Source organism: Vibrio sp. SCSIO 43132 (assembly GCF_019904195.1).
GTDB classification, from domain to species: Bacteria; Pseudomonadota; Gammaproteobacteria; order Enterobacterales; family Vibrionaceae; genus Vibrio; species Vibrio nigripulchritudo.
Genome location: NZ_CP063199.1, coordinates 3471227 through 3485729 on the forward strand (window position 1 = coordinate 3471227; position 14503 = coordinate 3485729).

Genomic DNA, 14503 nt, shown 5'->3' on the forward strand with positions numbered 1-14503 from the left:
GTTATTCACCTCCTCGCTTTGCCTGCAGTTCAAAGGTCACAATATCGTCTTCGTTTCGACCGATATTCAGTTGTTCAAAGCTACGGCCAACCAAATCCAGTTCATTGCGGAACTGTTTTATCCAGCCTGGAACTGCGCTTGGTGTGCGGGCTAAACCAGACACGTTCAATGTGTTTTTATTGATGGATATCTGGCTCAGGGAAATGTCATTTCGACCCAGCCGCGAAAGTGCGCTCATGATCCCCGAGTACCCCACCTGTTTTTGATTATCAAACTGACCAACTGCATTTAGCGACGCTTCTTTTGCCCGTATTTCAGCTTCTATTCTCTGGACTGCAGCCAGTTTGTTAGGAGAGGGCTTGTGTTCACCCAGCATGGTCTGAAGTTCAGTCAACTGCGCTTTCAGCGTTGTTGATTGGGAGGAAAGCTGAGCGATTTGAGCTTTCTCCTGTTGAATTTGATATTCAATGAAACCGTAGTATCCAAACATGACGAGCGCAACAATTAACCAGCTAGCCGCAACGACGGGTAATGTGAACAATTCAACTTTAGGTTTCAAATGCTCAGGGTACAGATTGATCCGATAGTCGCTGCGCAGAGCGTACTTGGTCAGTACTTCTCCACAACGTACATCGCCATCCATCAACGTTCCGACTTTCACGCTTAGGCGTTCTTCCAGAGCGGTCGTCAGTTCCTCGTCAATTTCATCATCACAACAGATAAACAGCTTATGGAATTGAGCCTGCTTGATTTGTGAACTGAGATAATCGATTGAGCGCTGCATTTCGAGCGCAAGCCCGTCGATTTGCAGGCTGCTTGCCTGAGCCCCTGTTAACGGAGCAGACACACCACGAATGGTTCTGTGAAAGCAGATGTCTCTGGTCACATATGCATTGATTTTGAAGCTGCTGTGAGCGCTTTGATGCAAAAGCAAAAAGTCTTCTGCGTGCTCGTTCGCCTGCCCCCAAACTTCGTCTTCCGGCAAAATGCGGTCAAGAGTAATCTGACTTTTCTCTAGTATCGCCAGTAACGGCGTCAACACTCGTTTGCTTAGAACGTAAGTTTGAATTTTGCTGCTGTTTGGTAGTGGAATGCCATCGGCAACGATGTCTGTTACACGCTCAGCAATAAGGTCTTTCAGAAGGAAAGGTAAAGCAACAGACCATTCTTCTTCTGGGATTTCAGGGCGTTCAATTTGGTAGGTTTGGTAGTGGTGCGCGCCAAGTGTGATGACAACTTCTGAATGCGTATACTTTTCATCCGATAGTACTTTAGCAAGCGTCTGTTCCCAACTTCTGTCTTTAATTGGGAACAATTCGGTCTGGCTGTCAATTGAGCAATAAACGGCATCTTCAAGGAGAGACACGCTCACCTTTTTAGCACTGGAACTTTTTCCTTTCAGTCGTTCTAGCAAAGAAACCATTTTATTCATCAGTTACTGCTCATGTTTTCTGCCGCCATCGATTTCTGCGACCAATTGTCACTTTTGATGCAAGACGTTTAGGAAATAGCAGTTCTTCTTTTGCGAACATTCTGCCTTGTCCCCCGTCAATGCCCAAACTCTTTAAAGCCATCCATTCAGAACTATTTTCGACGCCAACAGCAATAACTTTAGTTTTACTATCCATACAAGCGCCAATCAAACTTCGAATGAACAACTGGTTTTCCTGTCGTTGATCTATTTTTTTTATCAGACTGCGATGCAATTTCAGATAATCGACATCTAAGTCTTTTATGTAATGAGTACTTGCAATTGTCCTGCCAGCTTGGTGAACGATTATTTTGCAGCCCAGTCCTGATATCATTCGAATAACCGGACGAATGAAATCGAGATTTTTTACTAAGCTCCTTTCGGAAAACTCAAAGCTGATGCTTTTTCTTAATTCACCGGGCAGTTGGAGTAGCTCATCTCTCAACCAACGCGTGTATGCTTTTTCTTTGAATGGAAGCACATTTATATTTAAAGAATAACATATCCTTTCATTTTGCGTCTTTATCCAGGACAGAATTTCTTGAATAACAACACGATCCATGGCTGTTTCATAACCAACTTGTTCAATGGCTGCCATAAAACGTGACGCTTTTATTACCGCGCCACTTTCGTCTTTTAAGCGTAGAAACAATTCATAGTGTAATAATTCGTCCTGTTGATTCTCGATAATAAAACAAGGTTGAGAAAATACTTGAATATTAGAAGCACGGAGTGTTTTATCGAAAAGTGTCCGCCATCTTACATTTCCCCGGGCAATATCTTTTTTCTGCTTCTTATCAAAGCGTGACCAATTATTCACAGACTCAATTTGAGCAGTTCTTATTGCTGTTTCAGCTTCGTCTAATATATAGCCGCGTCGCTCACCTTCCGAATATATTGTGCATCCGATATGACACCAGTCATCAGGAGACAAAGGCGAGATTGGGTCGATTTTCGATATTTGTTTAATAAGCTGACCACAAAGTGTGTCAATTTCCTTGCTGCCCTGATGAGGCACTAATATGGCAAAATCGGAATCGTAATAGCGCGAGAAAATAACATCTGGAAAGCGCTGTACGATATTAGAGAGACTTTGACCCACCTCGACAACAAACTCATCTACCGCTTCTTTATCATTGTAGGCTGAGACTTCCTCCCATGACTTAACACGGAAAAGGATGATCCCACCAAACGATCCTGCTTCCTGAAGACTGGCTTCTAGCTTGGAATCAAAAAGCACCCGATTCGCCGCACCTGTAAGCTGGTCAAGGAAAGTGTGAGTGCGAATGAAGGTATCAAAGCGGCTTCGCTCTTGCCTTGAGTCCTTAAGCTCTCCGATCAGTTTATCCAGCGCCTCACTGGCGGTGTAAGGCCACTCTCTCTGGTCCCCTTTTTCAAAATCTTGAGTTTTCCCTGCTAGGATCATTCTGCCTCGCTCTTCCAGCAGCTCCGAGCCGTAGAGTTGCTCTCTTAGCCACTTAATTCCTCGAATCAGGCAAACAACGATCAGCAAAACCGCCAAACTGATGGACGACATCGCTCCGACGGAGTATTCCAAGCCCACATAAGGAGGTAAAACAGTAAAATGAATCCAGTAATCTGAGTGGTGTTCAAGTTGAAAACTAAGCTGTTGCGCTCTTTCAGACTGCAAAACCGAACGGGTATCTTTGAAGTGATATAGTGATCCAGATGAAGACGTTACTTCCATCTCCAGAACGTTACTTGCCTGAAGCAGCTTTGGCAGCCACTTTGCCATAGACTCTGCTGCCTGAGGGTTGTCCAGCTCTGAATCAACAACGTCTGCAATACCAGAAATGTAATGATGGACATATTCCTGACCAATACGCTTGAAAGAGAGAGTGCCGCCAATAAAAAGAATAAACATGGCACAGACGACAATCATGGTGACAAACGAAACCAGTCTGGTGCTGAGTTTGAGCGTGGGGGTATATCGCATTGTCAGGCGAAATCCTTTTCAATCCAATTTTTGGGGAAGAGCAAAGCGAGTAACGAACTGCTTTAATTAATCTTATTGTGAATAGGGAACCTTAAGTTCACAAGTAAATCGATAAAAAACCTAAACAAAAGCCGCGAAAATCGCGGCTTCATCTCATTGACATTCATTTCTAAGTCGATTGCTCGACGGTTTAGAACGGAATGTCGTCATCAAAATCCATTGGTGGCTCATTATATTGTGGTTGAGCCTGTTGCGGTGCTTGTTGCTGAGGCGCAGCTGGCTGCTGGTAAGATTGCTGCTGTGCAGGCTGTTGAGGCTGTCCCCAACCACCTTGTTGCTGCTGACCTCCCATTCCTTGACCCGGTGCACCCTGACCTTGTTGGCGACCACCCAGCATCTGCATCACACCATTGAAGCCTTGTACAACCACTTCTGTTGTGTAGCGATCCTGACCATTCTGATCTTGCCATTTACGAGTCTGAAGCTGACCTTCAATGTAAACCTGAGAACCTTTACGAAGGTACTCACCCGCTACTTCTGCTAGCTTTCCAAACAGTGCCACACGGTGCCATTCTGTCTTTTCGCGCTGTTCGCCAGTCGCTTTGTCGCGCCACGATTCAGAGGTCGCAATTGTAATATTCGCCACCGCGCCGCCACTCGGCATATAACGAATTTCAGGGTCATTTCCTAAATTCCCCACCAAAATAACTTTATTAATTCCACGGCTGGCCATGTTTTGCTCCGTCTAAACTCAATTCGACTAAATTTTTAACGCTCAAGGATACCACGATATCACCAATGCTCAAATCCAGGGTACGAATTGCTAGCAAAGTGTCGCTAAGCGCTCATTTATTAATCATAGACAGCTAATTGCTAACTATCAGTTGAAAAAATGATTGGAGCGAATAAACCTACACATAGTGTAGTCTGACTCGAAAAAATCTGGACAACGAGGTTTATCAATTACTTTTTAAAGAAATATCATCCGTAGTTATTCCAAATGCCTATAAGCAATGGATGGATATTCAATTCTATTAATTGCTCAGTTTTGATAGGTTATTTATCAGGCATATAAATAAAAGATATTTATAAGTTTCGCTAAACCATCGATTACTGGGCTGGAATATGAAAGAAACCAATCTATTACCCCACTTTTATTTGGTTTCAGATCAATCATTACCCCATCATCTTGAAAAAGACATTCAACATCACTTAAGCCTTCAATTTCAGCGCATTACCACCAGAGAACTTATAAGACTCAATTCAAATGAAAGCGAACATTTTATCATTGTTGATTTAACTGCTATTGAAAATATTGGCTTTCTTCAGCAGACATTGAATGGCACGGTAACTAAGCGTTTTCTCGTTTTGCTAAATGCTCAAAAGAATCTGACTCTGTCTGATGTATTGAAGTGGCAAGGGCTGTCAGGATACTTTCTTATCAATGAAGATGTCGAAAAGATAATGATCGGAATTCGGTGCATACTACGCGGGCAAAGCTGGCTTCCGAGAGAAACCATGACTCAGGTTGTGGAATATTATCAATCCATAGAAGCGTCAAAGCCCACATTTGAAATAGAATTAACCCGGCGAGAACTGGATGTCTTACAGAGCTTAAAAAGCGGGGCATCCAACCTTGAAATCGCCGATGAGCTTTTCATTAGCGAACACACCATAAAATCTCACCTCTATAATATCTTTAAAAAACTGGACGTAAAAAACCGCATCCAGGCTATGGCATGGGCAAAACAGCATCTTCCTTCTTAACAATGTTCAGCTTTTACGTTTCGATTGTCACAATAGGCATGGTAAAGTTACGCCCAAAATTAGGAACTGAACAAATCGAACAGGAAAGATTATGATTAAAAAGTGCTTGTTCCCAGCCGCTGGCTACGGTACACGATTTTTACCGGCAACCAAATCCATGCCAAAAGAAATGATGCCAGTGGTGAATAAACCTCTTATTGAGTATGGGGTAGAAGAGGCCATTCAAGCAGGCATGGATGGCATGTGCATCGTTACTGGTCGTGGTAAGCACTCCATCATGGATCATTTCGATAAAAACTACGAGTTAGAGCATCAGATCAGTGGCACCAACAAAGAAGAGCTGCTGGTAGACATTCGTAATGTGATTGAGTCAGCTCACTTCACTTACATTCGTCAACGTGAAATGAAAGGGCTTGGTCACGCCATTCTGACGGGTAAAGAGCTGGTCGGTGACAACCCATTCGCTGTTGTTTTGGCCGATGACTTGTGTGTCAACGAAGACCAAGGCGTTCTGGCGCAAATGGTGGCACTTTACAAACAATTCCGTTGTTCCATCGTTGCGGTTCAGGAAGTTCCTGAAGATGAGACGCACAAGTACGGTGTGATTTCAGGCGAAATGATCAAAGACGACCTTTTCCGTGTCGATGACATGGTCGAAAAGCCGGAGCAAGGCACTGCGCCAAGCAATCTGGCAATCATTGGTCGCTACATCCTGACACCAGACATTTTCGATCTAATCGAGCAGACCGAACCAGGCAAAGGTGGCGAGATCCAAATCACTGACGCGCTATTAAAACAAGCCAAAGCGGGTTGTGTCCTGGCATACAAATTTAAAGGTCAGCGTTTTGACTGCGGCAGCGTTGAAGGTTACATCGAAGCAACGAACTACTGCTACGAAAACCTGTACCAGAAAGACAAGAAAAAAACGGAATTAGATAAACACTCCACCCACAAAGCCTAATCTTCTTGTCTTCTACTGGATAAAATAACGTAGTAAAAACAAATACTGTTATTTTATCCAGTATTTTCTCTTTGCACAAAAATAAGTCTATGTAATACTTGTGGCTATCAATTACACAAGAGCATAGCAGATGGACACCATTGACGTACGTGGCGCCAGAACCCACAACCTCAAAGACATAAACCTCACCATTCCTCGCGACAAATTGATCGTCATTACAGGCTTATCCGGTTCCGGAAAATCCTCATTAGCCTTTGATACGTTATACGCTGAGGGCCAGAGAAGATACGTTGAATCTCTATCTGCCTATGCCAGACAGTTCCTGTCATTGATGGAAAAACCTGATGTCGACCACATTGAAGGATTGTCTCCGGCGATCTCCATCGAGCAAAAGTCCACTTCCCATAACCCACGTTCGACAGTAGGCACCATAACCGAAGTCTACGATTATCTTCGTCTGCTTTATGCCAGAGTGGGGGAGCCACGTTGTCCAGAGCACAAAATTCCACTGACGGCACAAACCATCAGCCAGATGGTAGACAAAGTATTGGAGTTACCAGAAGGCAGCAAGATGATGCTTCTGGCTCCCATTGTGAAAGAGCGTAAAGGGGAGCACGTAAAAACGCTTGAAAACCTCGCTGCACAAGGTTTTATTCGCGCCCGCATTGATGGTGAAACCTGTGACCTGTCTGATCCACCGACATTAGAACTCCACAAAAAACACACCATCGAAGTGGTCGTAGACCGATTTAAAGTGCGTGGTGACCTACAACAACGCCTAGCAGAGTCATTTGAAACCGCACTGGAGCTTTCTGGTGGTATCGCCGCAGTCTGCGATATGGATGATCCGAGCAAGGAAGACATCATCTTCTCAGCTAACTTTGCTTGCCCTAAATGTGGCTACAGCATGCAGGAGCTTGAACCAAGACTGTTCTCATTTAACAACCCTGCAGGTGCCTGCCCGACCTGTGATGGTTTAGGTGTGCAGCAATTCTTCGACCCAGACAGAATCATTGTGGATGAATCTTTAAGTCTGGCTGATGGTGCGATTCGCGGCTGGGACAGAAAGAATTACTACTACTATCAGATGCTTGGTTCTGTGGCATCGCACTACGATTTCAGTCTGGAAACACCTTTCAATAAGCTATCGAAAAAACACCAGGATGTGGTGCTAAGAGGCTCAGGTCGAACTCAGATCGAATTTACCTACATTAATGATCGCGGTGATAGTCGCACCAAAAAGCATCCGTTTGAGGGGATACTCAATACACTAGAAAGACGCTACAGAGACACAGAATCTAACTCAGTACGAGAAGAACTATCGAAGTACATTTCAACCAAGTCGTGTGGAACCTGTGGTGGAACCCGACTTCGAACTGAAGCGCGTAACGTCTTCATTGAAGATACACCCTTACCCGCCATTGCGGATATGAGCATCAGCGATGCAATGGGCTTTTTCAACAGCCTGAAACTGACTGGTCAGAAAGCCAAAATTGCAGAAAAGGTCATGAAGGAAATCAATGATCGCCTTCATTTCCTGGTTAACGTCGGGCTCAATTACCTGAATTTGTCTCGCAGTGCAGAAACGCTTTCGGGTGGTGAAGCGCAGCGTATTCGACTCGCTAGCCAGATTGGTGCAGGTCTTGTTGGGGTGATGTATGTGTTGGATGAACCGTCTATCGGTCTCCACCAGCGGGACAATGAGAGGCTGCTGAAAACTCTGACGCATCTTCGCGATCTGGGTAACACGGTTTTGGTGGTAGAACATGACGAAGATGCGATTCGATGCGCCGACTATATTATCGATATTGGTCCGGGAGCGGGTGTTCATGGTGGTGAAGTGGTCGCAGAAGGCGATATGCAAGCCATTCTGGATACTCCAGACTCGTTAACGGGTCAGTATTTGAGTGGAGTAAAAGCCATTGAAGTGCCTAAAGAGCGTACGCCGATGGATCCAAAGAAGGTAGTCGAACTCATTGGGGCTACAGGAAACAACCTAAAAAATGTCGACCTTACTATTCCTGTTGGTCTGTTCAGCTGTATTACTGGTGTTTCAGGTTCAGGTAAATCCACTTTGATCAACGACACTTTCTACAAGATTGCACAAACCCAACTAAACGGTGCCAGCATTGCGACTCCTTCACCCTATAAAAAGATCGTTGGTCTAGAGCATTTCGATAAAGTGATCGATATCGATCAAAGCCCGATCGGCAGAACACCTCGCTCTAACCCAGCGACCTATACCGGTATTTTCACCCCGATTCGCGAATTGTTTGCAGGTACTCAGGAGTCGCGCTCTCGCGGTTATAAACCAGGACGATTTAGCTTTAATGTTCGTGGCGGACGCTGTGAAGCTTGTCAGGGTGATGGGGTGATAAAAGTGGAAATGCACTTCCTTCCAGACGTGTATGTACCCTGTGATGTCTGCTCGGGTAAACGTTACAACCGTGAAACTCTAGAAGTACGCTACAAAGGCAAAACGATCGATGAAGTGCTTGAGATGACGGTAGAAGATGCGCGAGAGTTCTTTGACCCGGTTCCTGTCATCGCCAGAAAGCTCCAGACTCTGATGGATGTCGGCTTGTCTTACATTCGATTAGGTCAGGCTGCCACCACCCTTTCAGGTGGTGAAGCTCAACGTGTGAAGCTAGCACGTGAGCTGTCCAAACGCGATACAGGGAAAACGCTGTACATTCTTGATGAGCCGACCACTGGTCTGCACTTCCATGATATTCAGCAACTGCTGACTGTTTTGCATCGCCTAAGAGACCACGGCAATACGGTAGTGGTTATCGAACACAACCTGGACGTGGTAAAAACCGCAGACTGGATTGTCGATTTAGGACCGGAAGGTGGACAAGGCGGTGGTGAAATCATTGCGCAAGGAACTCCAGAGGAGGTCGCAAAAGTTAAAGGCTCTCATACCGCGCGCTTCTTAAAACCTATGCTTTAAAGTAAAAAGTGATAGTATCGTTCAGCGGTCTGGGGGCAGACCGTTGAATTTTATAGAGGAAGCATTTAAATATGGCAACTTTGCTTGTTAAAGGTACTCAGCTCGAAGCTGACAAAATTCGTACCCCATTAAATCGAAAATTCCTCCTTGCCCTCGCAGTCACCTTCATCATCGCAATGAACTTTTTTATGCCTAACCCTGGCGGCTCTGGTTTAGCGCTATCATACAACCCTGCAACCTGGATTACCCTTTCTATCGCTTTGGCAATGGGGCTTTATCAAACATCAAACCGATTTCAAATCCGATACTCCAAAATGGGGGTAGTACTGCTGCTGTGCAGTCTTGTTTTGTCGGTACCGCTCTTTTTCCCTAACACCGTATTAGAAGAATCAACGGGTCGAATTTTAGGTCTCTGGGCTGGAATTATCCTTTTCTTTAGCCTTCAGCAATTTCAGTTCAGTAACAAACAAAAACAACGGTTGCTCTGGTTTGTGCTCTTTGCCGTCGTTTTGCAGGTAGCCATTGGGTACATACAGTTTCTGATATTAGAGCCGGGTAACATGTTTGGTTATCCTACTGAAGCCAACCGCCCCTATGGCATATTTCAACAACCCAATGTATTCGCCAGCTTCATCGCTACCGGTCTGGTATTGTCGGGGTATCTTCTCGCCAGACAACCTCAGAAATATCGTAGAAAATTCTGGCAACTTATCTTTCTGGCAACAGTACCTATGTTGTGTGTCTCTATGCTGGTTATTGTTGCCTCCCGTACTGCATGGCTTGGCTCGTCGCTGGCTGTCCTGATGGTTTTGCCCTACCTGATTCGATTTTCTACACCAAAGCGTGTTATCGCTTGGGTTGCGTCTATTGCAGTAGGCATTGCATTAGGGTTAACAGTCCCAAAATTTGCCAGTTCCAATTTCGATAGCTTGTTACAAGATAAGAAAGATCTCCAAAGTTTAAGAGACATTCACTTCCCACAGGCCATTGATATGATTATTGAAAAGCCATTTACTGGTTATGGATATGGTCAATTTGAGTCCTCTTATCTCCTATACACGGCAAGACAACATCAACTGAATTCACAATACCCCCCAGCAGTTCCAGCATTAGACCATCCACATAACGAGCTTATGCTTTGGGGAGTAGAAGGTGGCATAGTCGCGATCATCGCTATCTTATTGGCGGGGTTTTACGTCATTTACAAAGCCTCATCAGCTCGAAAAGGGACGAAATTGGCAATGTTGGCTTTGTTTGTTCCGATTGCAGTGCATACCCAGCTTGAATACCCGTTTTACCATTCTGCAATTCACTGGGTCACATTTGTCATATTGCTCTTTTGGTTAGACCAACGCACGGCACGTTATAAAACCGTAAAATTCAGCGTAATCAGCAAAGTTACGTTGAGGGTGGCAAGTTTAGTCCTGCCGCTCCTCACGCTTTTTTACATGGGGAGCACTTTGCATACCAACTATGTGCTAACAGAATTTGAAAAATCTCAGCCAAGAAATCCCGAGATATTAGACAGAGTAACTAATCCTGTTGCCTGGAAAGACAGATACGATTGGGACATATACAGCACTTATTTAACCATAGGGTTATACACTGGAGATAAGTCTCTGATAGAGCCTTACATTGAATGGTCGCAGGACATCATTAAACGTAAACCAAGACCTGCTTTTTACAACAACCTTATTGTTGCCTATCGTGGAATGGGTAATGAAAGTAAAGCAACGCAGATTCAACAAGAAGCGCAATACCTATTCCCTAAGCACGACTTCTCGAATGTCAGGTATTCCAAAGAATCCCAAGCAATTATAACCAATGAAAAGAAAGCCGCTGAATAAGCGGCTTTCATATATACCCAAGTGACCTCAAGGTGCAGGGTTCAGAGCTTCATACTACTGTTTCAGTTCGAGGAAAAGAATGCAGCGGAATGACGAGTCCTTTCCAAATTCTTTGACGCTGAAATGAGACAGTATATGAGCTCCCAAGGGCGAGTTTAAGTGGCTTTCATGCTGCGTTACCGATTCTTGATTTAGAACCGCTAAACCTTCAAATCGATGCCTTGCCTGAAAGCCACTTAACTCTCGCTGAACCGAGCATCTTGAGGCTACTTGGGTATAATCAAAGAGACTCTTCAAGGGCTTTTAAGCACAGAGCAACGTTTTCTTCTCTCGCGCCGTAACCCATCAGACCGATTCGCCAGGCTTTTCCAGCCAGAGCACCCAGCCCAGCCCCAATCTCGAGGTTGTAGTTTTCCAAAAGTTCAGCTCTGACCTTAGCTTCACCAATTCCATCAGGAACGTACACAGCATTCAATTGAGGAAGACGATAAGGTTCGTCCACGACAAACTGAATTCCCAGTTTTTCCAGACCTTTCTTCAGCTTATCGTGCATGTCTTTATGTCGCTTCCAAGTATTCTCGAGCCCTTCATTCTTCAGCTTCAACAGGGATTCATGAAGCGCATACAAGCTGTTTACAGGCGCGGTGTGATGATAACTTCGCTTACCTTCTCCACTCCAGTACCCTAGTACCAGGCTTTGGTCTAAGAACCAGCTTTGAACCGGAGCACTGCGCTCTGTAATTTTACTGATTGCTGCTGCGGAAAAGGTCAAAGGTGACAAACCGGGAATACAAGACAAACACTTCTGGCTCCCTGAATAAACGGCATCCAGCCCCCATTTATCGACATAAAGGGGAACACCACCTAAAGAAGTGACCGTATCTACGATAGTAAGCGCACCATGTTGTTTAGCAATTTTTGCCAAAGCTTCTGCATCGGAGCACGCCCCGGTTGACGTTTCAGCGTGGACAAAGGCAAGAATTTTGGCGTCGGGATGTTGGTCGAATGCAGCCTGCACTTTCTGAACACTGACAGGTGTCCCCCACTCATCATCCACGACAACCGCATCACCACCACACCGGATAACGTTTTCTTTCATACGTTCTCCGAACACGCCATTGCGGCATACAATCACTTTATCACCCGGCTCAACCAAATTAACAAAGCAGGCTTCCATTCCGGCACTCCCCGGAGCAGAAATCGCAATGGTAAATTCATTCTCTGTCTGGAAGGCGTATTTGAGCAATTGTTTAAGCTCATCCATCATCTTGATGAATAAAGGATCCAAATGCCCGACAGTAGGTCGGCTGATGGCTTGCAAGACTTCAGGGTAAACGTCCGAAGGACCGGGACCCATTAAGATACGTCGTGGAGGATTAAAGCTTGTTATTGTCATAGTGCTCTCATTTTATCGTTATTGGATTTTCTACTGTTTAATTTTTACTCTAATGCATTCACTTTGTTAAGGTCGAGCGCCAAAAAGACGCTTTTTACAATGCTGATATCACAAAATAACAAATTCTCGGGTATACCCAAACTACTTGAAGACGTCTGATTCAGAGCTCTATCTTCTGTTTCAGTTCAAGGAAAAGAGCGCAGCGGAATGGCAAGCCCTTTCCAAGCTCTTTAACAACGAAATGGGACAGAAGATAAGCTCCCAAGGGCGAGTTGGCTTGGCTTTCATACCGCGTTATTGATTTTTTGATTTAGAACCACTAGATCTTCAAATCAATGCCTTGTCTGAAAACCAAGCCATTCTCGCTGAACATAACGTCTTCAGGTAATTTGGGTATAAGCATTGACATTTTCACCATAAAACCGTTCAATAAACGGGCTTTCTAGCAGAAGAGGAGCATTGCCCAGGCAGGTTTGGTGTGGAACCCCAATTCCAAGACACTTAACTCAGGGGGAGCAATGCCGAGATGACAATTCATTGCGGGTGAATTGAGCATCGGGCGAGCAGGTTGAATCCTGCCGACTGTCACCCTAGGTGAAGAGCTTCTGAGGTACGCATTCCTTTCTTTATGCTTTCCCTCTGCTCTACGAAATCTCTCTTCAACATCGGATGTTAGGCAGTCGTTTTGATTGCCATGTCGTTATCTTTGGACGTTTTTTGGGAGACAGTGCTTTGAACGAGAACAAAGCCGCGAGCGCATTTAATGTAGCGAAATTTGGTGGAACCAGTGTGGCGAATTTTGAAGCCATGAGCCGCTGCAGTGCCATTATTGAAAATAACCCTGATACCCGTTTGGTGGTGAGCAGTGCCTGTTCAGGCGTTACCAACCTGCTTGTCGAGCTGGCGAATGGTGTGGCAGATGCTAAGCATCGTCAAACCTTAGTTAAGCAGCTTGCTGACATTCATCATCAGATTTTAGATCAGTTAGCCGACCCGGCGGGAGCTGAGAAACAAGTACACGCCATTTTAGAAACCGTTGCCAGTGCTGCAGAAGCCGCTTCATTTCAGTCCAGCGACAAGCTGACCGATCACCTTGTTTCTTGTGGCGAGCTGATGTCGACTCACATTTTGACGCAGCTGATGCGCGAGCGTGGTGTTAATGCAGTTCGATTTGATATTCGCGATGTCATGCGTACCGATTCCGTGCACGGTAAGGCGCAGCCAGAGCTAGAAGAAATATCTAAACTGGCAAAAGAAAAGCTGGTACCTCTTTGCCAGCAACAAGTTGTTGTCACTCAGGGCTTTATTGGTTCTGACGAAGAAGGCAACACCACTACACTTGGTCGTGGTGGCAGTGACTACAGTGCCGCACTGATTGCTGAAGCGGTTGAAGCAGCAGGGTTAGAAATCTGGACTGACGTTCCCGGTATATACACTACCGATCCTCGCATTGCACCTAAAGCCAGCCCGATTCCGGAAATTAGCTTTAGCGAAGCATCTGAGATGGCCAATTTTGGTGCAAAGATCCTTCATCCATCAACACTGCTTCCTGCACTTCGTCATCAAATTCCAGTGTTTGTCGGTTCATCGAAAGCGCCCGAAAAAGGCGGCACATGGATTCGTCAACAGGTAGAAAGCGCACCTTTATTCCGTGCTCTGGCACTTCGCTGTAATCAGACGATGGTAACACTGCGCAGCCCCAACATGTTCCAGGCCTATGGCTTCTTAGCCGAAGTATTCCAAATCTTGGCGAAGCACAAAATCTCCGTCGATTTGATCACAACGTCAGAAGTCAGTGTGTCTCTGACACTGGATCAAACCAATACTGGAGGCGGCGCTCCTGAACTACCACCAGAAGCAAAGAAAGAACTGGAAGAGCTGTGTACGGTAGAAATAGAACACAACCTCTGCCTGGTCGCCCTGATTGGTAATAACATGAAAGAGAGCAAAGGCTACGCGAAGCAAGTTTTCAGTACACTTGAAGACTTTAACCTTCGTATGATTTGTTACGGAGCCAGTGCCCATAACCTCTGCTTCTTGTTACACGAATCTGTATCGAAAAAAGCGGTTCAGGCGCTTCACGAAGAACTTTTCGAAAGATAACTCTTCAAAAAATAGCGATCAAACACCAAAAAGGGTTGGCAGATGCCA

9 protein-coding genes and 1 riboswitch are annotated in these 14503 nt (G+C 45.2%); of the genes, 5 read left to right on the plus strand and 4 right to left on the minus strand.

Features of this window, described 5'->3' with window-relative positions:
- Position 1: 1 nt before the first annotated feature.
- The 3 genes from INR79_RS15550 to INR79_RS15560 all read right to left on the minus strand — a co-directional run bounded on the left by INR79_RS15550 (position 2) and on the right by INR79_RS15560 (position 4161).
- Positions 2–1432 carry a PilN domain-containing protein gene (locus INR79_RS15550; RefSeq protein ID WP_022595487.1) on the minus strand — a complete coding sequence of 477 codons (1431 nt, stop codon included), beginning with the start codon at positions 1430–1432 and terminating at the stop codon, positions 2–4.
- Positions 1433–1442: 10 nt separating this feature from the next.
- Positions 1443–3428 (minus strand): RNase E specificity factor CsrD, encoded by a 1986-nt coding sequence (gene csrD / locus INR79_RS15555; RefSeq protein WP_223095019.1) that lies wholly within the window; start codon positions 3426–3428, stop codon positions 1443–1445.
- Between the two features lie 190 nt (positions 3429–3618).
- Entirely contained in the window at positions 3619–4161 is a 543-nt protein-coding gene (locus tag INR79_RS15560) for a single-stranded DNA-binding protein (RefSeq protein WP_022551628.1), read from the minus strand.
- Positions 4162–4553: 392 nt separating this feature from the next.
- On the opposite strand from INR79_RS15560, the gene INR79_RS15565 reads away from it, so the two are divergent.
- The 4 genes from INR79_RS15565 (at position 4554) to INR79_RS15580 (ending at position 10956) form a co-directional block, all read left to right on the plus strand.
- A complete protein-coding gene (locus tag INR79_RS15565) occupies positions 4554–5195 on the plus strand; it encodes a LuxR C-terminal-related transcriptional regulator (protein ID WP_223095021.1) in 642 nt (213 codons plus the stop codon).
- A gap of 91 nt (positions 5196–5286) precedes the next feature.
- Positions 5287–6156: a UTP--glucose-1-phosphate uridylyltransferase GalU gene (gene galU / locus INR79_RS15570; RefSeq protein WP_004405144.1), complete on the plus strand. Its 870-nt coding sequence runs from the start codon at positions 5287–5289 to the stop codon at positions 6154–6156.
- A gap of 130 nt (positions 6157–6286) precedes the next feature.
- Positions 6287–9109: an excinuclease ABC subunit UvrA gene (uvrA, locus tag INR79_RS15575; RefSeq protein ID WP_223095023.1), complete on the plus strand. Its 2823-nt coding sequence runs from the start codon at positions 6287–6289 to the stop codon at positions 9107–9109.
- 71 nt (positions 9110–9180) lie between these two features.
- Positions 9181–10956 carry a PglL family O-oligosaccharyltransferase gene (locus tag INR79_RS15580; protein WP_223095025.1) on the plus strand — a complete coding sequence of 592 codons (1776 nt, stop codon included), beginning with the start codon at positions 9181–9183 and terminating at the stop codon, positions 10954–10956.
- Positions 10957–11236: 280 nt separating this feature from the next.
- On the opposite strand, the gene INR79_RS15585 is transcribed toward INR79_RS15580, so the two are convergent.
- On the minus strand, positions 11237–12352 hold the full coding sequence (locus INR79_RS15585; protein WP_223095027.1) for a pyridoxal-phosphate-dependent aminotransferase family protein: 1116 nt from the start codon (positions 12350–12352) through the stop codon (positions 11237–11239).
- Between the two features lie 441 nt (positions 12353–12793).
- A riboswitch (Lysine riboswitch) is annotated at positions 12794–12965 on the plus strand.
- A 56-nt stretch (positions 12966–13021) separates the two neighbouring features.
- Between INR79_RS15585 and lysC the strand changes: the two genes are divergently transcribed.
- Complete coding sequence (lysC, locus tag INR79_RS15590; RefSeq protein ID WP_410482885.1) at positions 13022–14455, plus strand: lysine-sensitive aspartokinase 3; 1434 nt, start codon at positions 13022–13024, stop codon at positions 14453–14455.
- The last annotated feature ends 48 nt before the right edge of the window (positions 14456–14503 follow it).

Bases quoted from the DNA above. Each gene is read 5' to 3' on its own strand.
- INR79_RS15550 (WP_022595487.1), bottom strand. From the start codon at position 1,432: ATGAATAAAATGGTTTCTTTGCTAGAACGACTGAAAGGAAAAAGTTCC.
- csrD (WP_223095019.1), bottom strand. From the start codon at position 3,428: ATGCGATATACCCCCACGCTCAAACTCAGCACCAGACTGGTTTCGTTT.
- INR79_RS15560 (WP_022551628.1), bottom strand. From the start codon at position 4,161: ATGGCCAGCCGTGGAATTAATAAAGTTATTTTGGTGGGGAATTTAGGA.
- INR79_RS15565 (WP_223095021.1), top strand. From the start codon at position 4,554: ATGAAAGAAACCAATCTATTACCCCACTTTTATTTGGTTTCAGATCAA.
- galU (WP_004405144.1), top strand. From the start codon at position 5,287: ATGATTAAAAAGTGCTTGTTCCCAGCCGCTGGCTACGGTACACGATTT.
- uvrA (WP_223095023.1), top strand. From the start codon at position 6,287: ATGGACACCATTGACGTACGTGGCGCCAGAACCCACAACCTCAAAGAC.
- INR79_RS15580 (WP_223095025.1), top strand. From the start codon at position 9,181: ATGGCAACTTTGCTTGTTAAAGGTACTCAGCTCGAAGCTGACAAAATT.
- INR79_RS15585 (WP_223095027.1), bottom strand. From the start codon at position 12,352: ATGACAATAACAAGCTTTAATCCTCCACGACGTATCTTAATGGGTCCC.
- lysC (WP_410482885.1), top strand. From the start codon at position 13,022: ATGTTAGGCAGTCGTTTTGATTGCCATGTCGTTATCTTTGGACGTTTT.